The following is a 20,999-nucleotide window of genomic DNA, read 5'->3' on the forward strand; positions in this document are numbered from 1 at the left end:
ATTCGATGGATACTGCTCCACAAGTTGGCGGTCCACAGGCCAAGCACTCCCAGAGCAATGAACCCCAAGCCAACCATTCCAATAGAGCTCAACCATACGCAAGTGGCTCCATGGACAACAAGATAAAGCAGATCCTATGTATCTCAGAGCGTCGCAGGGATAAAGAAGAGGCAATTGCTAGAGGTATGCAAACTAAGTTCCAGAGTGCATTTGACAAACTAGCTGACTCAGTTAAGCGTGGTCAATATTCCAATGCCACAACTGTGGCTTCAAGAATAGGAAAGCTAAAGCAAGAGCATCGCTCTATTGCGCGTCGCTATGAGATAGATGCCATAACTGGCGATGACCAAAAAGTCAAAGAGCTGGTTTTGACTGAGAAACCAAAAGTAAAAGAAGCAGCTGAGACTCTCTATGGTGCATATGTGATTGAGACCAATAGGAACGATCTAGAACCAGAAGAGATCTGGAAGCTCTATATGACCCTAACAAAGGTAGAGGATGCATTCAAAGCCCTAAAGAGCAATCTAGGGATGAGACCGATCTATCACCAACTAGCTAGTCGTACCGCTGCTCATCTATTTATCTCAGTAGTTGCTTATCACCTCTATGGAGCAATTGCACTTAGCTTATCTCAAGCCGGTGACAAAAGAAGTGTTCACAGCATTCTTGCTCAAGTGTCTACCCATAGCCGCTTGAACGTAACGATGTTAGATGATAACAAACGTCTACATAACCTTCGTATCTCCTCTACTCCAAACTCTGCCCAAAAAGAGATCTACTCTATTCTTGGAGTAGTAGATACCCTAGCTCGAACCAAGAAGGTGATTGCTCAACTGTAGTGCCCAAATCCAGACACCAATATGGTCATGACCTGGGCTTTCATGGGGTGGTTGTCGAAAGTAGGGCTAAGGACCGCGTCAGTTAAGACATCAGGAGCTTGATGGGATCCGTCGACGTAGATAAAGTCAAAATATTCGCCTAAACCCATCGCGAATAATTTAGAGAGGAAGAAGTCCGAGGTTCCTTTGTGTATATGAAGATCAAGGCGATTGTCGATACTATTTCTGGCTAGCTCAATGTTATATAAAAAGCGCTTTTCGACCAATGACATGTCGAGGCCCTGTTCCATATGCTCGATGCCACCGATCCAGGTGTCAATGGCGTGAAGTTCGACATTTGCCAATGCACCGACGGTCTCGACTATATATGTGGTGGCCGCTCCTTCGAAGGACCCGACTTCTAGAAGTTTTCTAGGATTTAATTGCGGAAAAATTGCATCCCATACCGGCTTGGTCGTACCTTGAAACCAGTTATTTGTGAATTCGTAGTTGCTCATGAAATTACGTCGTCCTTTTAAACTTTGATGTAAGGTTGTAAACGACCGGATCCCATGGTCTAGGTTTTTGCAGATACCTACCTTGAATCAATCAGAGGTCGGATTCGCTAGAACGGACACTTCGTGTGCACAAATATATTTTCGACAAATATAGCGTTATCCATTAATCTTTTTCTTTAAATGGCAATATTTCACCAGGGAGACGCTTTTTCCGTGGTCTTTGAGCTCTTGGGAGTAATCGCAAAATTAAGCGGATCGATCCGAGAATTGTCAATCTCTATATGAGGTGCGTTGCCTGATGATCCACTCTCTCCAATCTCCATTTGCGAGCATGTTGATCTTGTCGAAGATTTTGCCAAGTGCGGACTGGAATGTTGATCTGCTTGGGATTTGTATCTTCATGGGTTAGCTGAGTGCGATGGTTGCGCAATTGAAATGGTCGCTCGATTATTCTTGAGTGACTCTAATAGGGTCGAATATACTTGGTCTCGACCTAATTTGAAAAGAAATCTATTTTTTAACCTTTTTGTTCGTTTTGGTGGAGTCTTCGATGTTTCGAAAGAGATATTCTGGCCGACTGCTTCACTCGGTTCAACTCTGGCTAGGCCTTCTTTTGGCTGTGCCCGCTTCTTGTGTTGCCATGGTTTGTGGTGAGGGTATCGGATAAGGTGCCTGACTGTAGTCGACCTCTTGAAGGTCGCCGGGGCCACATCCAAGACTTGCTAATTCGGAGGCGGTGTTAGCGATTGGCGATGGCAGATTTGGAGCGATAAAATTCGGGGCTTTCATCGCTAGTGTTGAAGTCAAGTCTCCCACCGCACTTCGACGCCACTTGGAGATATTTGGTGCTTGAACGCCAAATCTCTCTTCGAGGAAGCGAAGTTGTGAGGTGTGATCGAAGGTCTCGGAGTTTATGTAACCGCCTTTTGAAAAAGGAGACACAACTAACATTGGGACTCGCATTCCAAGGCCGATGGGACCATTGATCCCGCCAGATGATCCATCCAAAGGAGATTTGGTAATGTATTCTCCCTCGGTGCCTGGTGGTGGCACTAAAGGAGGAACGTGGTCGAAGAAACCGTCATTTTCATCCCAGGAGATAAAGAGAACCGTCTTGGACCATACCTTTGGTGATGCAATCAACGCACTTAGCAACTGGTCGATGAACCAAGCACCAAGTGCAGGCGGAGCCGGTGGGTGTTCGTCATAGCCCAAAGGCGGAATTACCCAAGAGACCGATGGAAGCGAGTCGTTGTGAATGTCTGTCATAAAGGTGTCGGGAAATGTCGGCGTAAACGCCTTTTCGTAGAGCGATGACCCCTTGTGGCGATATTGGGAGAAGTAAGGAAGAATTGCGTCAGAGATCCAAAGAACTTCTGGGTTGTCAACTCTATATAGGGGTCCAGGTGGCGTGTAGACCTTCCAGCTGATATTGGCATCCTCTAGTACTTCGGGCATCGTGGTCCAATCGACGCTAAATCGTGCTGACGGAGAGGAGTTGGTAATTAGAACCGGGCCACCATGGCTACCGTTAGGGTCGATCGTTCCGGAGATCGACATGAGGCGATTTGGATGCGTTGGTCCTAAGACTGAGGCATGATAACCGTCGCAAAGGGTGAAGGCATCGGCTAACCCATAGTGATATGGAAGGTCTTGTCGAAGATAGTATCCCATGGTGAGGACTCCATTTGCCACACCTTCATGCAAAGGGTCGGTATGGGTGCTCACAAACCTAGCCATCGAACCGTGGTCCCAGCATTCGTGTTGCGTCTGCCAATCATGCGCCAGGTCAAAGGTGCATTCTCCAACCTTAGATGAGGTGTTGAGCCTAAATGGTAGGAGACGCCCGAGTGGAGGTATCGTGGTGTTTGCGGCAAATGCTTGGGAGAAGGCACCGAGTTGGCCACTTGGATGATCGTCGAAACCTCGAACTCCGGGGTAAGTTCCAAAGTAGTGGTCGAAGGAGCGATTTTCTTGCATCAGAAAGATCACATGTTCGATAGCCCCTAGATCTGACCCAGCTGGAGGTATCGCGATTGCCTTTGAGATCGTCTTTGAATTTCCACAAGACGCCGCTAGGGCGGCCAAACCACCAGCTAGTGCACCTTTTAGGAATCGCCGTCGGTCGAGAAATTGGTCGCTATTTCGATTCAAAGTGCCATGGGTCCCTCGCTATATTGTTATCTTTGGACGCTTTGCTCACTTGGCGTTTCGCTAAGATATCAACGCCACAATAGCACTTTCTATTATCTTTGGGGTGTTATTTGGAGCTGCCCGGGTTGCCAGCTGCAAGATCGATGAGGACCCCGTTTTTCATGCGTTTTATAAGGCGAAGGCGCTGAAATCGGCGAACCCATGATCTAGATCTATCTTTGAGATCAACCTATTAGGACTATTAGCCCTGTTTGATGCCGGAGTTGGTTTTACGCTTTGGTTTTACGCTTTGGTTTTACACCTCGGCTTTACGCTTTGGCTTTAAAATCTAGGCTTTGGATGGTGATGTCTAATAATGGTGCTCTTGGAGAGCCGCTTGAAATTATCAAATTATCAAATTATCAAATTATCAAATTATCAAAGAGCCATAAGCGTCATACAGAGCGATAAGTGTAAATAAGCAATAAGAGCCATAAAGAGCTACACAGAGTCATGCAGAACTATAGAGACCAGCGCCTCCCAAGAAGACGCTGGTAATAAGCCAATGTTAGAACGAGGAAGTCTTAGCCAAAGAGACTTGATGCCAAGTAACTAGTCTCGTCCCAACCAGTGGGTGCGTGTTGCTTTGAGGTTTTGATCGACGTCGTAGACGATGGGTAGTCCATTTGGGATCTCAAGGGTTAGGATCTCTTCGCGGTCGATATCTTCAAGATGCATTACCATGGCTCGCAGAGAGTTGCCGTGGGCTGAAACCAAAAGGGACTTTCCTGCTAGAAGCTGGGGGACCATTACGTCATAGAAGTAAGGAAGCATCCTTTCTCTAACGTCTTTTAGGCATTCAGCATCCGGAATGATCTCTGGTGCTAAATCGCTATACCTAAGATCGTGACGACTATGACTTGGGTCGTTCCTATCAAGTGCCGGTGGCACAACATCATAGGAGCGTCGCCATTGATGAACTTGCTCTGAGCTAAAGCGTTCCTTCATCTCTTCTCGAGTGTGGCCTTGAAGGGCTCCGTAGTGTCGTTCGTTTAATCGCCAGTGACGATAGACAGGGATCCAACTACGACCTAGCTCTTCTAAGGCAAGATCCGAGGTTTTGATAGCTCGACGCAATAGTGAAGTATGAAGGATGTCGGGAGCTAGGCCTTCGCTGGCCATAAGCCTGCCGGCAGCTATTGCTTCCTCAACGCCCTTTTCGGTAAGGTCGATGTCTGTCCATCCTGTGAATTTCTCTTCTAGGTTCCAGGTGCTCTGGCCGTGTCGTAAAAGTATCAATTGTCCCATAACAAGCTCTAAAGGTAGCCTTGATTTTCAAAAAATCTTTCAGAATTGGAAAGAAAATCTCAAAAATCAAAGTTGATATGAGTACACTCAACTTTATTGCACATATAATGTGTATGAAACTTCACTAGGAGGTATTTAGAAAGATGCCAAAAGCCGTAGGAATTGACCTCGGAACTACCAACTCGGTCGTTAGCGTCCTTGAGGGCGGCGACCCGGTAGTAATACCCAATGCAGAAGGTGGTCGTACGACCCCTTCAGTCGTAGCTTTTTCCAAGACTGGAGAGGTTCTTGTCGGCGAAGTCGCCAAGCGCCAAGCAATTACCAATCCAGATCGCACAATACGTTCCGTAAAACGCCATATGGGTACAAACTGGACCATCGATATCGATGGGAAGCCTTTTACTCCACAAGAGATTTCGGCACGTGTTCTATCAAAGTTAAAGAGAGATGCTGAGAGCTACCTTGGCGATACTGTAAATCAAGCCGTAATTACGGTTCCTGCTTATTTTGATGATGCTCAGCGCACCGCGACTAAAGAGGCCGGACAGATTGCAGGCCTTGAGGTCCTTCGTATTATCAATGAGCCAACTGCAGCAGCACTTGCCTATGGATTAGACAAAGAGGGCGAGGATCAGACGGTTTTAGTCTTTGACTTAGGCGGTGGCACCTTCGACGTCTCAGTTCTTGAGATTGGTGACGGTGTCTTTGAGGTCAAGTCGACAAGTGGAAACACAAGCCTTGGTGGCGATGACTGGGATCAACGTGTGATCGATTGGCTCGTAAAGACCTTCAAGGATACAGAGGGAATTGACCTCTCTGGCGACAAGATGGCGATGCAAAGGCTCAAAGAGGCTGGCGAAAAGGCCAAGATTGAGCTTAGCGCCGTTGGTGAAACCACAATTAACCTTCCCTTTATCACTGCTAATGCAGAGGGACCAAAGCATCTTGATCTCAAGCTAACTCGGTCTAAGTTCCAAGAGCTAACCGAGGATCTAACTCAAGCTTGTCGTGGGCCATTCGAGCAAGCAATTCGCGATGCTGGCCTAACCAAAGAGCAGATCGATCACGTTGTCTTGGTAGGTGGCTCGACTCGTATGCCAGCTATTCAAGAGCTAGTAACCGGTATCACAGGAAAAGAGCCTCATAAGGGTGTAAACCCCGATGAGGTAGTAGCAATCGGTGCTGCGGTGCAAGCTGGCGTTCTAAAGGGCGAAGTAAAAGATGTTCTACTTCTTGACGTTACCCCTCTAAGCCTTGGCATTGAGACCAAGGGTGGAGTGATGACCAAGTTGATCGAGCGAAATACTACGATTCCAACCAAGCGTACTGAGGTATTTACCACCGCAGACGATAGTCAGCCTTCGGTTGAGATTCATGTGTTGCAAGGTGAGCGCGAGATGGCCATGTATAACAAGACCCTTGGAAAGTTCCAGCTTGTTGGCCTTCCTCCTGCACCAAGAGGGATTCCTCAGATTGAGGTAACCTTTGATATCGATGCCAATGGTATCGTTCATGTCTCTGCTAAGGATCGCGCTACCAACAAAGAGCAGTCGATCACGATCTCAGGACAGAGCACGCTAAGCAAAGATGACATCGATCGAATGGTCAAAGATGCTGAGGCTCACGTAGCTGACGATAAGCGACGTCGCGAAGAGGCTGATATCCGAAATAACGGCGATACTTTGGTCTACCAGACTGAGAAGCTGCTAAAGGAGCAAGGTGAGAAGTTCTCGGGTGACGAGAAGGAAACTGTGGAGGCCGCCCTTGAGACACTCAAGAAGGCACTTGCCGACAGTGATGTCGAGGTTATCAAGAATGCCACAGATGCCCTCATGAAGTCCTCGCAAGATTTCACTCAACGCCTTTACGAAGAGGCTTCCAAGGCAGCAGCTAGTGCGCCTAACCAAGAGGATGCAAGTGCTCAAAGTGCCGCTAGTGACGATGAAGTCGTCGATGCAGAGATCGTCGACGACCCCAAGCCCTAAACGCTTAATGAGTTGCTGACTCTATTCATAGGAGCTATTGGCCTTTTGTGATTTTGACCGATTACAAAAGGCCACCAGTTCAATCTTATGTAGAGTTGCAAATCTCTCTTGGGTTGCACTGTGGCATCTAAGCGAATTTTATTGATGAAATTAGATTCCCACAGTGCTATGAGTAGATCTTTGCGATAGACGCATTGTAAGTTTGAAGATATTTACCGAAAGGATACCAATGAGCGATTCGGATGCGCCTTTGGAAGCCGAAGGAGCAATTACGAGGGCAGACGATGGTACGTTTGGCGATCAGAACCAAGAGATCGACGGCAACGGCGGAGCCATCTTTGATGATTTTACGGAAAATGGTGATGAGGTTATCGTTCCCGATCTTATAGATGAGACCTTGGCCGATGACGAGGTTCCCTCTTGGGATAATTTGGCTGATGTGGTTTCGCAGATCACCAAAGAGCGCGACGACTATTTGGATGCACTACAGCGCACCAAGGCAGATTTCGACAATTTCCGTCGACGAACGGCTCGATTGGAAGCCGAAGCATCTGAAAGACGAGTAGTAGCGCTTTTGGAGCGATTGATACCAAGTCTCGATGATTTAGCCTCGCTCTTAGCCCATAAAGTTGGTGCTCCTGACGAAGAGTTGGTAACAAAGACAATTAGGCCAATTTTCAGCGCGCTTGCAAATGAAGGGTTAGTGGTTATCGAAGAGGTCGGTGCTGAATTTGACCCTGAGATCCATCAAGCTGTTGCTCATGAAGATGGTGACGGACCAGCCAAGGTGGCGGAAATATTTAGATCTGGATACCTTTGGAAGGGTAAGACGATTCGACCAGCGATGGTAAAGGTAGTGGGGTGATAGCCCATGTCGGCTAACAGCGAGTGGTACGAAAAGGATTACTACTCAATTTTGGGTGTCGATAAGTCGGCAAGCGAAAAAGATATCCGAAATGCCTATCGTAAGTTGGCCAAGGCATATCATCCCGATGCCCATCCCGGTTCCGAGGAGAAGTTCAAGGAACTCTCAAGCGCCTATGAGGTGCTCGGAGATGCTAAACGAAGAAGTGAATACGACTCCTTTAAGGATCAATCTCCATTTATGCCTCGAACCGGAGGCGGAGGTGGAGGATCAGAGCCAGGCTTCAACTTCAAAGTCGAGGATTTGGGAGACGTCTTTGGTGGCCTCTTCAATAAAGGTAGGCGAAATCCTACAGCTGGACCACAGCGTGGTAGCGACGTAGATACTTCATTGTCGATTACCTTTATCGAATCCATTGAAGGCCTTACCACCTCAGTAAATGTGATTGGGGAGGCCCAGTGCCGAACTTGTCATGGAACTGGTGCAGCGCCAGGTAGTTCTCCGGTTGTCTGTGCGAGATGCCAAGGAAGTGGCTCGGTAAATGAGAATCAAGGTTTTTTCTCCTTTTCTCAACCCTGTCCCGCCTGTGGTGGCAGGGGACTACGAGTCGACTTACCTTGTAATTCGTGCCAAGGCACAGGAACGGTTCCTTCCAATCGAAAGCTCAATGTTCGAATTCCAGCTGGAGTCGAAGATGGTCAACGCATTCGGCTCAAACAAAAGGGTGGACCGGGACGAAATGGGGGCCCAAGTGGAGATCTTTATATCACCATTAAGGTGGGTGCGGATCCAAGATTTTCCAGGCGCGGAAATGACTTGGTTACCACTTCTAAGATCTCTTTTCCCCAGGCGACGCTTGGAACCGACATTGTGGTTCCGACATTGCGTTCGAGTGTGAAGCTTAGAGTTCCGGCAGGCACTAAGTCTGGTCAGGTTTTGAGAGCCAAGGGATATGGCGTAGCACCCTCGGGTCGCAGGATCACGCCAGGTGATCTTTTGGTAACGATTGAAATCGTTATTCCAAAGAATCTCTCTGATGAACAACGTAAATTAGTTGAAGAGTTAGCACGGATCCTACCTAAGGAGGTTTAGTTCGACTCTTCTTTGAGTGACCTTTCTTGTTATATCACTAAGGAGGTGCCATGGCAGGCGAATCTTATAATGAATCATTTTTTAGAGCCGTATATGTTATCTCTGTCGCGGCCGAACTAGCAGGAGTGCACCCGCAAACGCTCCGTATCTATGAGCGGCGCGGTCTTTTGGATCCAAAGCGTACTAGCGGTGGCTCCAGGCGCTATTCTCAGCGTGATCTTGAGAGACTTAGGAGAATCTCGGATCTAACTGAAGCTGGCGTGAATCTAGAGGGTGTTCGGCGAATTTTGGAACTTGAAGAGGAGGTGATGGAGCTAAAGAGCGAGATCAAACGAATTAAAGATTCCAAAAAAGAAGAGGTGGATGAGACCCATCGTCAATATCGAAGGGATCTAGTCCCGATTAACCAGGCGGTTGTTCCATTTATGTACTATAGGTTTCCAATTGGAAATAACGATTAGTTCTTTTGGAATCGTTGAGATGCTTTGGGAGTCTTTGGTGGCTAAATTTTCATAATTGTGGATTTTAACGTGTCCTTTTGCCGAAAGCGAGCTATCTTCGAATCAGAGTGATTTTTCGGTCATTTATTACCGAAATAGCCCAGATTCTATATTGTCATTGAGGTGTCTTTGTGATCTATCTTGAACGACATTTGGGAGCTGCCTTTCTCTTGTAATTTTGATAGCGAGTTGTGTTTTGAATGCATCACTTTAGGTGCTCTTTGTCGGAAGTTCGTTTTTGCCTAGTGATTCCTAATTGTTGATTCCAACCGGGCTCCTTCAAACAGGCAATAAATCCCCCAGTTGTGCTTTGTTGTCGTTGTGGTAGCTAACTTTGGAAAACCTGATTTTAGGGCTTTTGGGTTTAGGGCTTCTGCCATAGCGTATCTAGCGGTCGGGATCTTTTTCAGGGGACTTAATCAAAGGCGCTCTTCTTCTTGGGTTTGGAGGTCGATTAGATGTAGGTCTTGGAGATCTTTTCGAAATGACTCTTTTATCCTGGCAATTTGATCGGTAGTATTGTCGTAGCCTTGACATTCCATGAATTTAAAGGGCGACATATTGGTCGAAGCCTTAGATCGTAGGACTTTGGTATAGGCGCTTTCTCGCATCACTTCTTTAGCAATGGTCGCTTTGTTATTTGGGCGTCGAGAAATTTATAATTTGCTTTTTTGGGAGAATTGTTGACTGTAATGTGGTTTTGTAGCTAGTGGCTTTGGCATCTTGTTGGTAACACAGCTTCCAACAGTTTTAATTTCGCCCCGCATAAGACAACCCCAGACAAGATATCACCTAGGGCTTATCCCAGTAGAAGCCAACCCAGTAGAAGCCAACCCAGTAGAAGCCAACCCAGTAGAAGCCAACCCAGTAGAAGCCAACCCAGTAGAAGCCAACCCAGTAGAAGCCAACCCAGTAGAAGCCAACCCAGTAGAAGCCAACCCAGTAGAAGCCAACCCAGTAGAAGCCAACCCAGTAGAAGCTAGACCGTAACACATGCCCATTTTAATCGACCTGGAATTATGACCCTTGATTAAGTTAAATTTCGACGTTAGTCCAGGGTGATAATTCGAAGATGAGATTGTCGCAAAATAGATCCGAAGTTACCATGAATAAAGTTAAAAACTAAGGCCAATCGAGGTCCATAAAACTTGGATTGCTTCTTGGGATTTTTTGTTTTATCAGGATTATTTTCCCCAATTAAAAGGGGATAAAGTTTCTATTTTTTTGTCTTTGAATTAATTATGATTACGTAATATTAGATCTCTTGGTAGAGAATTTTAGGCGCGAATAACTGTTTGATTGTTTGACCAAGGATCTTGTTTGCTTTTTAGAAGATTTTCTGGCTCAGTTTATCGATTGCGGAGCTAGGGACCCGAAATAGGTGGTGGATTAATATATGAGCACGATAAATACTAACAAATGGACTCAAAAGACCCAAGAGGCGCTTTCAGCGGCCCTTGAAGACGCTAAAGCTCGCTCGAATCCAGAGGTGACTCCAGATCACTTGGCACTTGCACTGATTGGCCAAGGAGAAGGACTTACATTGCCGATTCTGTCGAAATTGAACCTCTCGCCTCTAGCATTACGCAACAAGATTGTGGCACGTCTTGATTCGTCGACAAAGGTCTTTGGAGCTGATCCAACTATGTCACGGGCGCTATTGGATTTAGTCAAGATGGCAGACCTCAATCGTGCTGAGATGCGTGACGACTATCTCTCGGTAGAACACCTTTTACTTGAGTTGGCACCTCTCTTTGAAGTCGACAGGGCCTCTATGCTTAGCGTACTCAAAGAGGTACGAGGTAGCCAGAGGGTGACCTCTCAAAATCCAGAGGAGACCTTTGCCGCTCTTGAGCGTTATGGTCGAGATCTAACTAAAGCTGCCCTTGGGGGAAAGATCGATCCGGTCATTGGCCGAGATGAAGAGATTCGTAGGGTGATCCAGGTTCTGTCGAGGAGAACTAAGAATAATCCTATTTTAATTGGAGAACCGGGCGTAGGAAAGACAGCAATCGTTGAAGGTTTGGCGCTAAGAATCGTACAAGGCGATGTGCCAGAAGGCCTTAAGTCCAAGCGTCTAATTGCCTTAGATCTAGCATCAATGGTGGCTGGAGCGAAATATCGAGGTGAGTTTGAAGAGAGACTGAAGGCTGTCTTGGCTGAGATTGCGTCCTCTGATGGTGAGGTAATCACCTTTATCGACGAGATGCACACTGTGGTAGGAGCTGGAGCTGGCGAGGGAGCGATGGATGCTTCCAATATGCTCAAGCCAATGTTGGCTCGAGGTGAGCTTCGGATGGTCGGAGCGACCACACTCGATGAATATCGCAAATACATCGAAAAGGATCCTGCACTTGAGAGGCGTTTTCAAAGGGTTCTGGTTGAAGAGCCAACCGTTGAAGCTTCAGTTGCTATTTTGCGAGGCCTAAAGGAGCGCTATGAGGTCTTTCATGGTGTTCGGATTCAGGATCGTGCACTAGTGGCTGCGGTATTGCTATCTAAGCGTTACATTACAGATCGCTTTTTGCCCGATAAGGCGATAGACCTGGTCGATGAGGCTGCGAGTCGTTTGCGTATTGAGATCGACTCAATGCCAACTGAGATTGACGTCGTTGATCGGCGAATCCGCCAGTTGGAGATCGAGAAGATTTCGCTCGAGGGAGAAGATGACCGATCATCGCTTGATCGCTTGAGCAAGATCGACTCTGATTTGGCGAATTTGAACGAAGAGCGATCTACCATGGTTGGTCACTGGCAGCTTGAGAAGGAAAAGATCGAGACGATACGAACAGCCAAGGAGTCCCTAGAGTCATCTCGACTGGCCGCTGATCGTTATTCGCGAGAGGGAAGTCTCGATAAGGCTTCTGAGATTTTATATTCGCGGATCCCGATGATCGAAGAGGAGATAAAGGCCCAAAGTGCCAGCCTTGAGGAGCTGCAATCTGATATGAAGATGCTTCGAGAAGAGGTGAGCGACGCCGACATAGCGGGGGTCGTTTCAAATGCCACAGGAATTCCCGTTTCAAAGATGCTCGAAGGGGAAGTCGGTAAATTGCTGGCGATGGAGGATGAACTTCATCGGCGTGTAATTGGCCAAGACGATGCAATCTCAGCTGTTGCCAATGCTATTCGGCGTTCTCGTGCTGGCCTTGGTGATCCGAATCGACCAATTGGAAGCTTCCTATTTTTGGGGCCAACAGGAGTTGGAAAGACCGAGATGGCAAAGGCTCTAGCTGGCTTTCTCTTTGACGATGAGCGGGCTATGACCCGCATCGACATGGGAGAATATCAAGAGGCACATACCGTAGCTCGCTTAGTCGGAGCACCTCCAGGATATGTTGGATACGACGAAGGTGGACAACTCTCCGAAGCGATACGACGACGTCCCTATTCGGTGGTTTTGCTTGATGAGCTAGAGAAGGCGCACCAGGATGTCTTTAACGTTCTCTTGCAGGTCTTAGATGACGGTCGGCTGACAGATGGCCAGGGGAGAACTGTCAACTTCACCAATACCGTCTTGATCATGACGTCGAATCTAACTGTAGATCCAAGGGCATTCTTCAAACCGGAATTTGTAAACCGTATCGATGAGATTATTACATTTCACTCCCTTAGTCAGGATGACCTAGACAAAATTACAGATCTGATGATCGATGAGATCAAAGAGCGATTGGCGCTTCGTAAGATATCGTTGGATGTCTCTCCTGGCCTGCGAACTTTAATTGCAACCGAAGGTTTTGATCCGGCCTTTGGGGCTAGACCACTTAGGAGAGTTTTGCAGCGCCTTCTTGGTAATGCGATCTCGAGTGCGATCTTGAGTGGAACCTTCGGAGAGGGAGATACAATTCATGCCTTTATTGATCCATCTAATCCCCTCGCCGTTGCCCTTAATTGATTGAGATGCGCCTAGCATTTACTTGGACTTTTTCACCGGAAAAGTTCTGGGATTTCTAAGGAGGCCTATCTTGCCAGTAAAGGTCGTAGTAGGTACGCAATGGGGTGACGAGGGCAAAGGAAAGCTCACCGATTCCATGGCCGCACAGTGTGACTATGTGGTTCGCTATCAGGGTGGTCATAATGCCGGCCATACTGTAGTGGTGGGGGAAGAGTCTTTTGCACTTTCGTTGATTCCCTCTGGAATTTTATCCGAGCGTGCCACTTGCGTAATTGGTAATGGCGTTGTGGTTGAGCCAGGTGTCTTAATCAAAGAGATGGAGGCCCTAAATGCGAGAGGTGTGGATACCTCTCGCATCCTGGTCTCTGGCTCTGCGCATCTGATAATGCCCTATCATCTAGAGCTCGATAGGGTAACAGAACGTTACCTTGGTAAGAATGCTCTTGGTACAACCAAGAGGGGAATCGGACCCGCCTATGCCGACAAGGCCAACCGAATTGGCCTTAGAGTTCAAGACCTCCTCGATGAAAAGATCTTTCGCCAAAAGCTCGACGTGGCATTGCGTGAGAAAAATGCTGTCCTCTCAAAGGTATATAACCGTCTTCCGCTCTCGGGCGATGAGATTGCCGATCGTTATCTAGGCGAATATGCCTCTAAGATTGCTCCTCATATCGCTGATACGGTTGAGATTTTACAAAATGCTGTGGCAGCGGGTAAAGAGATTCTTCTCGAAGGCGCCCAAGCTACCTTCTTGGATATAGATCATGGGACCTATCCATTTGTCACCTCCTCTTCGCCAACTGCTGGTGGTGCCTGCATCGGAAGCGGAATTGGACCACGACAACTCGGATCGATCATTGGAATTTCAAAGGCATACCTCACCCGAGTGGGAGCTGGACCATTTCCAACTGAGCTAAAGGATGAGACCGGCGATCGCCTCATAGAGATCGGTCATGAATTCGGAACGGTGACTGGACGTCGACGTAGGGCGGGATGGTTTGATGCAGTTTTGGTGCGACATGCAGCACGCTTGAACTCTTTGACAGAGATTGCTCTTACCAAGATGGACGTCCTCGATAGCTTTGAGACAATAAAGGTATGCGTAGCATATCGAGATGGGGATAAGATCCTAGATTCGGTCCCCTATCATCAGAGTGTTTTTCATAAGGTTGAGCCGATTTACGAAGAGTTCCAAGGTTGGATGACCGATATCTCTGCTGCGCGAAAACTTAGCGACTTGCCAAAAGAGGCTCGGGTCTACGTTGAATTCTTGAAAGAGAATCTTGGTGTGCCTATTACGACAATAGGTGTTGGACCAGAGCGCGAACAGTTCGTACAGGGTTAATGGTGACCGCGGTTACTCAGAGTCCCCATTTGCGGATCGTCGTTGTCGGAGGTGGAGGGCGAGAGCACGCTATCGCCGACACGCTTGTTCGCGAGGGTCATAGTGTTACAGTGACACCTGGCAATCCGGGAATTGCACAAATTTGTGGTACCTCTTCGTTGGATGCAACACAGCTAGAAGCTGACCTATTTGTGATTGGACCAGAAGCTCCACTTGTAGATGGTCTCGCTGATCGCCTTCGCCAGCAGGGCAAGTCGGTCTTTGGTCCTGGACGCGACGGCGCAATGCTTGAAGGTTCTAAAGACTTTATGAAAGAGATTGCTGCGAGTGCGAAGGTGCCTACGGCAAATTATCGTACTTTTGATAATTTGGAACTAGCTATTTCTTATCTAAGAGGAACCGATGGTCCCTACGTGATAAAGACCGACGGTCTAGCGGCTGGTAAGGGCGTGCTTGTAACAAGCGACTTAGACGAAGCAATCTTGGATGTAACCCAAAAATTAAGTGGTACTAGTTTTGGAGATGCAGGGCGAAAGGTCATCATAGAAGAGTGTCTAGTTGGTAATGAGATCTCTTTGATGGTCGTTTGTGACGGTAAAAGCGCATTGGCATTACCGTGTGCTTGTGACCATAAACGTTTGAGTGATGGTGACCTTGGTCCAAATACAGGTGGAATGGGTGCGTATTCTCCGGTCGCTTGGTTCGATGAAGGAATGACCCAAAGGGCGATGGACGAGATAGTGCATCCAACCTTGGCCAAGTTGACTTCAATGGGAATCGACTATCGTGGTCTGCTCTATGCGGGACTGATCATTACCCAAGAGGGTCCTAAGCTGATTGAATTTAATGTGAGATTTGGAGATCCAGAAGCTCAAGTTATTCTTCCGCAGCTAGAGGGCCAATTAGGATTGCTTTTGCTCAGCGCAGCAAAAGGTGACCTCGATAGTGCAATCGTGCCAAATAAGAAAAATGGTGTGGTCGTGGTTATGGCCGCACCTGGTTATCCTGAGTCGCCCAAGGTAAATGGAGAGATCATCGGTCTTGGCGAAGCTGCGAAACTTGATGGTGTACGAATCTTTCACAGCGGAACTAAATTGACCGACCAAGGTGCAATTGTGGTTGGCGGAGGTCGAGTAATAGGAGTTTGTGGCTTTGATGAAGATCTCCGAGGCGCTATCTCCAAGGCATATCGTGCGGTAGATCGCATCTCCTTCGATGGGGCACAATTCCGAAGGGATATAGCAGCGAGAGAAGAGTAGGGATCCCTTCTTAATGGTTGATCGAGATCTGTTGGCTAAGGATTTCTTTTTGCATTTAATTGTTTATGCATCACTTCTGATTCCTAGGTTTGCTTTTTCGGCAATAGGGATCGTTGGCGAATAGATTGTCATATGTATTTGAGACGTGTTTTGATGCGTCTTATTTGATGAGCTAATTTTGGGACTATTTTAGTCCTTATTGACTTTAATTATCCGACTAGGCCAAGGAGCAAAAGAGTGATCGATCGATATACCATAGGAGAGATTGGCGAGATATTTTCCGATGAGTCTCGAATGACGGCTTGGCTGGAGGTCGAGTTGCTCACCGTCGAGGCGTTAGCAACCTTAGGAAAGATCCCAAGTGAAGATGCCATTTTGGTACGCAGATTAGCGCCAAAGATCGACCGGGCTTTTGTGGATGAGGTTGGTGCCCGAGAAGCGATAACAAATCACGATCTGGCCGCTTTCGTCGATGTGGTTCAGTCTCATATCGGCGTGAGCGCAGCTAGTTGGGTCCATTACGGTTTGACCTCTTCGGATGTAGTAGATACCGCTCTCTCGGTCATTCTTGTAAAGGCTGGTAAGGCAATTTCCGGCCAAGTGCGAGGTGCGATACTTGCGCTTTACAACAAGGCAGTGGAATATCAAGATACGGTGATGGCAGGCCGTACACACGGAATGCACGCCGAGCCCACAACTTTCGGCAACAAACTCGCTCTTTTTTGTTTGGCTCTGAACCGTGATTATGAGCGTTTGGAACGAGCTATCTCTGGAATATCAGTCGGTAAATTGTCGGGTGCGGTTGGAACTTATTCGAACATAGATCCTGAGGTCGAAAAGATTGTTTGTGGCGCACTTGGTCTTACTCCTACGCCTGCCACCCAAGTTATAGCGAGGGATCGCCATGCTGAATATGTCTATGCATTGACCTCAATGGCGGCGACGATTGAGACGATTGCGACTGAGATACGCCACCTTGCACGAACAGAGCTTGGCGAGGCCCAGGAGTATTTTCAGCCCGGACAGAAGGGGTCTTCCGCGATGCCTCACAAACGCAACCCCATCCTCTCTGAGAGACTGGTAGGGTTGTCCCGTGTGATGAGAGGTTACTTGATCTCATCGCTGGAAGATATCGCCCTTTGGCACGAACGAGACATATCACATTCTTCAGTCGAGCGCGTCATCATGCCCGATGCATCTATTTTGGCCTACTATATGGCAAACAAACTCACCTCGTTGATTAGCGGTTTGGTCGTCGATGAGGTCGCGATGAAGAGAAATCTTGACAATTCGTTCGGATTAGTTTTTTCTCAGTCGCTCTTGTTGGCGATCGTAGATTCAGGGCGAACTCGTGATGATGCATATCGAATCGTTCAAGGTGCCGCTGCTCGTGCAATAAAAGAGAGGCGTCACCTGCGCTTGGTTCTTGAAGATGAGGCTAGTGTTCAACTGGACGAGAGCGTGCTAGATGCCGCTTTCGACGCTCATAGGATAATTGCTAACGCCTCATTGACGTTGAAAGAGGCGTCAAAGATTCCTCTTGTGCGCAACGAATTTCAGTGAAACGGTGACAATCTGTGGTGCCCTTTGTTAGTTAGGGGAGTGCCATAAGGATTGTTTGACAGGGTAGCTTTACCTACAAGATCTGCAGACGAACCCAAGAGTCGATCGATTTGGTTGAATATCCTTGGCTGGTTGGCTAGGGATTGTTTGGCTGACAACAGAGGATTCAATTGGATTTAGAGTCCTTTTTGGATTCCTTCTGTGCCAAATGCCGCGCAAGACAGATAAGTGATATTTCAGGCCAATGAGCGCTACTTCACCCTAGGTATTTATTGAGATGGTTGTTTCTTCGAGGCACCTTTGGCTTTTGCCTTTGCGAAGGTGAAAAACTAAAGCGCTGCTAATAGATTATGGGATGGGTTAAACCGTTATTGAATCTTTGCTTTGTGGTGCCTTCGCGCCAGTTTGGTGAAGTTGGGATCGACTCTGAGGGATGTGGTCAAAGAGTGGTAAAGATGCGCCATATTTATTCGGGTAAAGTCCGGGACATCTATGAACTTGACGGGATAGATCGAGATTCACTTTTGATGGTGGCAAGCGATCGAGTCTCCGCCTATGACGTGATTATGAATGAACAGGTAGCCAATAAAGGCACCATCCTGACAGCAATGAGTGCGTATTGGATGAAGCTTGTCGAAGATATCGTCCCGAATCATCTCGTCGAACTCTTTCCGACCAAGCAAACCTTTGATGACGACTCCTTCGAAAAGTTCATCGGACGAGGCGTAATAGTTGCTAAGGCTCAGATGATTGAAGTCGAGTGCATCGTTCGCGGCTATCTGGCAGGCAGTGCCGCACGTGAGTATTTTAGATCTGGCACTGTTCACGGTAGGTCGCTCAAAGACGGTCTAGTTATGGCCGAGCGACTAGATGAGCCTATCTTTTGCCCCTCTATCAAGAACCACAGTGGACATGACGAGAATATATCTATCGAGCGAGCGAAAGAGATATTTGGATCGGAGCTGATATCTACTTTAGCCGAAGTATCGATTGAGATTTATAACCGCGGAGCTAGGGTTGCCGAGGAGTCCTCAATCTACTTGGCAGATACCAAATTTGAGTTTGGATTTATCGATGGGGAACTCGCGCTTTGTGATGAAATATTGACGCCGGATTCGTCGCGCTTTTGGGAGGCATCTACCTACGAAGCTGGTAAAGAGCCAATGCAGTATGACAAACAACCGCTACGCGACTATTTAGACACACTCGATTGGGATAAAACGCCCCCGCCGCCTTCTCTTGATGAAGAAGTTTTACAATCTCTCTCTGATCGCTATGCAATGGTTTACGAGAGAATTGCTGGTCAACCTATAGAGAATTGGATCACAGATGCGAAGAATGCTTATTTTGGCACAAATGGAAATATTTTCGCCTAGACTTTGCACTCGTCGTCGCACATTTTCCCGTGAACGTCGCGAATTGGAAAATCTAGCATATCGGAGTATTTCAAATTGAAGTACGAAGCAGTTGTAGAAGTGCTACTCAAGGATGGGGTATCCGATCCAGAAGGAGTAGCAATCCTTGATGCTGTAGTCTCATTGGGCTACGGTTCGGTTTCTAAAGTGGCTTCGGGCAAGTTGTTCCGTCTCCTTCTTCAGGCAGAGGACGAAAATTCAGCAGCCGACGTAGTCTCAGAGATTGCGGAACGCCTTCTTTCTAATCCGGTACTTGAGGATTTTCGAGTACGAGATTTAGTATCGTCAAATAGTTAAAATGTCTAAAGTAGGAATTGTCGTATTTCCCGGAACAAATTGTGAGCATGATGTTGCTCGCGCACTGGCGAACTTGGGCGTTCAATCTGAGCTAGTCTGGCACGGCGATAGCGATCTTTCTTCATATTCCGGCGTTATAATCCCCGGTGGTTTTGCCCACGGAGACTATCTCAGACCAGGAGCAATTGCGCGCTTTTCTAAGATTATGAGTGAGATTATCTCTTGCGCCAATTCAGGGGTTCCGGTTCTTGGAATTTGTAACGGCTTTCAAGTCTTGACAGAGGCGGGACTTCTTCCGGGAGCTCTGCAAAAAAATAGTGGGTTACGCTTTATCTGTCAGCCTGAGGCTCTAGAGGTCGTTACAACGCGTTCGATCACCACCTCTCAATTGTCGCCAGGCGATAGAATTACCCTTCCGATAAACCATTTCGAAGGTAACTACACCTGCGATTCGCAAACACTTAATCTGCTCATCGACAATGACCAGATCGTGATGCGCTATATAGATAATCCCAACGGTTCGATCGATAACATTGCTGCGATATCCAACAAGGGTGGGAATGTCGTAGGGATGATGCCGCACCCTGAACGGGCTAGCAGTGCACTTTTAGGAAATAGCGACGGATTGAAGGTTCTAGCGAGTTTTGCAGCGTCGCTTGTTGTCGGCGCCTTGTAGGTACTCGCTTTGTTGCAAATTAGCTGACTAAAGCTAATATTGATATCTTTTCAATTTATTATCGTTGGATCTAGATGGCCCAGAGTCGTCTGTTCTTTGTAGCTGTTTTGGCGAGTTAGATGAGACTCTTATGGTTACGCCATGGGCGTGCTCTGATCGTCTAAGTTCAAAGGGGCCTACAACACGGTGCTAAGTTTTGCCGAAGAGGTCTTACCTTTGCTACGTCTAGCTTGGAAAACTTTACCAAATCTTTCCATATGGATCTTATGTCGCCAAGATTTACATTAGAGGTGACCTTTGTTGATCGATGTAGCGTTGATTGAATCCGTGTTGGTTGAGTGGCGTTGCTAGCGACATGGTTGGTAGGTGCGTGTCGCGACACGGAGCCCTAAATTTGACCCGATGAAGTCGATTACGATCGCTTTGTTTTGGACTTTTTGATTCCGGATAAGGAGCAAAAACGTCGTGAGTTCTCAAATCCTTTTTTATTGGTAATGTGGTAAATCCACTGGAAGTCGCAGGATTTGGCTTGTCGATGCAATGGCGCGATCGAGCCGCTACTTATTGGCTTTCGGCCCTGGTGAAAAGGGTAAAGCGACTTGATTTCAGCTCTCTTGCTTGTGGTTTTGACTCGCGGTTCTAATTTGTGTGACTGCATTTTCCCCCGAAGACTAAGACCGAATCTCCTTCGTCGGGGAGAATGTCTAACTCAGCCATTCTTTGGGACTGCCCGCAAGGTTTAGCCTTGGAGATAGCACTTTGCATTGGGAGACAAGTTGGAGCTTTTAATTTATTCAGCCCTGACTTTGGTCAGGGCTGAATTGGTTTTATCTTTACTTATTATTTATTCTTTTGAAAATAAAGTCTATTCAGCGGATCGACGACGACGGGTTGTCACCTTAGGAACGTCAATACCAGCTTTTTCTAGAGTTTCGTTTGGAATTCCAAGTGCATGCCATGCATCATAGGAGATTCCTTTTCTATCAGAGTATTCTCGAGCAGAGGCAACGAAACGTTCCTCAAGCTCTCCAATATCTACTTTATTTTTAAGATTTACTAGCTCGGCTTCGAGGTCTATTCGCTTTTGAATCAGGTGAAGGCGATCCAAAGGATCGGCATCATTTAACTGCTCTTCAACTAAGGCGAGTTGCTTTTCTACCGTATCTCGAGTCCTTTTTCTTCCTCTCCGAGGACGATTTCTCTCTAGTGCTTCCAAATAATCTCTAATAATTTTGGATTGAGCGCGTGCCGAAGCATCCTTGGCCCCGTCAATCTCAACTTCTACATCGTGTGCTGCCATGTAATTAATTATATCCGTAATATCACAGGA

General features: G+C 47.3%; 18 protein-coding genes. 13 read left to right on the plus strand and 5 right to left on the minus strand.

Annotated elements, in window-relative coordinates; translation table 11 throughout:
- The coding region (locus AXFE_RS05665; protein WP_152625896.1) for an IS1634 family transposase at nt 1–839 on the plus strand (839 nt) is incomplete at its 5' end.
- Here AXFE_RS05665 and AXFE_RS05670 read toward each other — a convergent pair.
- The 3 genes from AXFE_RS05670 to gpmA form a co-directional block, all read right to left on the minus strand.
- Nucleotides 830–1,336 carry a class I SAM-dependent methyltransferase gene (locus AXFE_RS05670; RefSeq protein WP_052604933.1) on the minus strand — a complete coding sequence of 169 codons (507 nt, stop codon included), beginning with the start codon at nt 1,334–1,336 and terminating at the stop codon, nt 830–832. The genes AXFE_RS05665 and AXFE_RS05670 overlap by 10 nt on opposite strands.
- Nucleotides 1,337–1,927: 591 nt before the next feature.
- Nucleotides 1,928–3,490 (minus strand): phospholipase C, encoded by a 1,563-nt coding sequence (locus AXFE_RS05675; RefSeq protein WP_052604934.1) that lies wholly within the window; start codon nt 3,488–3,490, stop codon nt 1,928–1,930.
- 591 nt (nt 3,491–4,081) lie between these two features.
- Complete coding sequence (gpmA, locus tag AXFE_RS05680; protein ID WP_052604935.1) at nt 4,082–4,777, minus strand: 2,3-diphosphoglycerate-dependent phosphoglycerate mutase; 696 nt, start codon at nt 4,775–4,777, stop codon at nt 4,082–4,084.
- A gap of 143 nt (nt 4,778–4,920) precedes the next feature.
- On the opposite strand from gpmA, the gene dnaK reads away from it, so the two are divergent.
- The 4 genes from dnaK to AXFE_RS05700 all read left to right on the plus strand — a co-directional run bounded on the left by dnaK (nt 4,921) and on the right by AXFE_RS05700 (nt 9,180).
- Nucleotides 4,921–6,762: a molecular chaperone DnaK gene (gene dnaK, locus AXFE_RS05685; RefSeq protein WP_052604936.1), complete on the plus strand. Its 1,842-nt coding sequence runs from the start codon at nt 4,921–4,923 to the stop codon at nt 6,760–6,762.
- A gap of 229 nt (nt 6,763–6,991) precedes the next feature.
- A complete protein-coding gene (locus AXFE_RS05690; RefSeq protein ID WP_052604937.1) occupies nt 6,992–7,627 on the plus strand; it encodes a nucleotide exchange factor GrpE in 636 nt (211 codons plus the stop codon).
- A 6-nt stretch (nt 7,628–7,633) separates the two neighbouring features.
- Nucleotides 7,634–8,719 carry a molecular chaperone DnaJ gene (gene dnaJ / locus AXFE_RS05695; RefSeq protein ID WP_052604938.1) on the plus strand — a complete coding sequence of 362 codons (1,086 nt, stop codon included), beginning with the start codon at nt 7,634–7,636 and terminating at the stop codon, nt 8,717–8,719.
- Between the two features lie 50 nt (nt 8,720–8,769).
- Nucleotides 8,770–9,180: a heat shock protein transcriptional repressor HspR gene (locus AXFE_RS05700; protein ID WP_052604939.1), complete on the plus strand. Its 411-nt coding sequence runs from the start codon at nt 8,770–8,772 to the stop codon at nt 9,178–9,180.
- Nucleotides 9,181–9,638: 458 nt separating this feature from the next.
- Here the strand turns inward: AXFE_RS05700 and AXFE_RS05705 are convergent, their stop codons facing one another.
- Entirely contained in the window at nt 9,639–9,830 is a 192-nt protein-coding gene (locus AXFE_RS05705; RefSeq protein ID WP_052604940.1) for a hypothetical protein, read from the minus strand.
- 112 nt (nt 9,831–9,942) lie between these two features.
- Here AXFE_RS05705 and AXFE_RS05710 point away from each other — a divergent pair, with 112 nt between their 5' ends.
- The 8 genes from AXFE_RS05710 (at nt 9,943) to purQ (ending at nt 19,669) form a co-directional block, all read left to right on the plus strand.
- Nucleotides 9,943–10,209 carry a hypothetical protein gene (locus AXFE_RS05710; RefSeq protein WP_052604941.1) on the plus strand — a complete coding sequence of 89 codons (267 nt, stop codon included), beginning with the start codon at nt 9,943–9,945 and terminating at the stop codon, nt 10,207–10,209.
- A 406-nt stretch (nt 10,210–10,615) separates the two neighbouring features.
- Nucleotides 10,616–13,114, plus strand: a complete 2,499-nt coding sequence (locus tag AXFE_RS05715; protein WP_052604942.1) for an ATP-dependent Clp protease ATP-binding subunit — start codon at nt 10,616–10,618, stop codon at nt 13,112–13,114.
- A 70-nt stretch (nt 13,115–13,184) separates the two neighbouring features.
- Entirely contained in the window at nt 13,185–14,459 is a 1,275-nt protein-coding gene (locus tag AXFE_RS05720) for an adenylosuccinate synthase (RefSeq protein WP_052604943.1), read from the plus strand.
- Nucleotides 14,460–14,461: 2 nt separating this feature from the next.
- Nucleotides 14,462–15,718, plus strand: a complete 1,257-nt coding sequence (gene purD / locus AXFE_RS05725; RefSeq protein ID WP_235347640.1) for a phosphoribosylamine--glycine ligase — start codon at nt 14,462–14,464, stop codon at nt 15,716–15,718.
- A gap of 237 nt (nt 15,719–15,955) precedes the next feature.
- A complete protein-coding gene (gene purB / locus AXFE_RS05730) occupies nt 15,956–17,281 on the plus strand; it encodes an adenylosuccinate lyase (RefSeq protein WP_052604945.1) in 1,326 nt (441 codons plus the stop codon).
- A gap of 350 nt (nt 17,282–17,631) precedes the next feature.
- Nucleotides 17,632–18,657, plus strand: coding sequence for a phosphoribosylaminoimidazolesuccinocarboxamide synthase (locus AXFE_RS05735; protein WP_200891196.1), 1,026 nt, complete (start codon nt 17,632–17,634; stop codon nt 18,655–18,657).
- A gap of 75 nt (nt 18,658–18,732) precedes the next feature.
- Complete coding sequence (purS, locus tag AXFE_RS05740; RefSeq protein WP_052604946.1) at nt 18,733–18,993, plus strand: phosphoribosylformylglycinamidine synthase subunit PurS; 261 nt, start codon at nt 18,733–18,735, stop codon at nt 18,991–18,993.
- Between the two features lies 1 nt (nt 18,994).
- A complete protein-coding gene (purQ, locus tag AXFE_RS05745) occupies nt 18,995–19,669 on the plus strand; it encodes a phosphoribosylformylglycinamidine synthase subunit PurQ (protein WP_052604947.1) in 675 nt (224 codons plus the stop codon).
- An 865-nt stretch (nt 19,670–20,534) separates the two neighbouring features.
- Here purQ and AXFE_RS05755 read toward each other — a convergent pair.
- Entirely contained in the window at nt 20,535–20,969 is a 435-nt protein-coding gene (locus tag AXFE_RS05755) for a hypothetical protein (RefSeq protein ID WP_052604949.1), read from the minus strand.
- Nucleotides 20,970–20,999 lie beyond the last annotated feature (30 nt).

This window comes from Acidithrix ferrooxidans, assembly GCF_000949295.1.
Lineage (GTDB): Bacteria > Actinomycetota > Acidimicrobiia > Acidimicrobiales > Acidimicrobiaceae > Acidithrix > Acidithrix ferrooxidans.

Coding starts and splice junctions, on each gene's coding strand:
- AXFE_RS05670 (WP_052604933.1), bottom strand. CDS start 1,336: ATGAGCAACTACGAATTCACAAATAACTGGTTTCAAGGTACGACCAAG.
- gpmA (WP_052604935.1), bottom strand. CDS start 4,777: ATGGGACAATTGATACTTTTACGACACGGCCAGAGCACCTGGAACCTA.
- dnaK (WP_052604936.1), top strand. CDS start 4,921: ATGCCAAAAGCCGTAGGAATTGACCTCGGAACTACCAACTCGGTCGTT.
- AXFE_RS05690 (WP_052604937.1), top strand. CDS start 6,992: ATGAGCGATTCGGATGCGCCTTTGGAAGCCGAAGGAGCAATTACGAGG.
- dnaJ (WP_052604938.1), top strand. CDS start 7,634: ATGTCGGCTAACAGCGAGTGGTACGAAAAGGATTACTACTCAATTTTG.
- AXFE_RS05700 (WP_052604939.1), top strand. CDS start 8,770: ATGGCAGGCGAATCTTATAATGAATCATTTTTTAGAGCCGTATATGTT.
- AXFE_RS05705 (WP_052604940.1), bottom strand. CDS start 9,830: ATGCGAGAAAGCGCCTATACCAAAGTCCTACGATCTAAGGCTTCGACC.
- AXFE_RS05715 (WP_052604942.1), top strand. CDS start 10,616: ATGAGCACGATAAATACTAACAAATGGACTCAAAAGACCCAAGAGGCG.
- AXFE_RS05735 (WP_200891196.1), top strand. CDS start 17,632: ATGGGATGGGTTAAACCGTTATTGAATCTTTGCTTTGTGGTGCCTTCG.
- purQ (WP_052604947.1), top strand. CDS start 18,995: ATGTCTAAAGTAGGAATTGTCGTATTTCCCGGAACAAATTGTGAGCAT.
- AXFE_RS05755 (WP_052604949.1), bottom strand. CDS start 20,969: ATGGCAGCACACGATGTAGAAGTTGAGATTGACGGGGCCAAGGATGCT.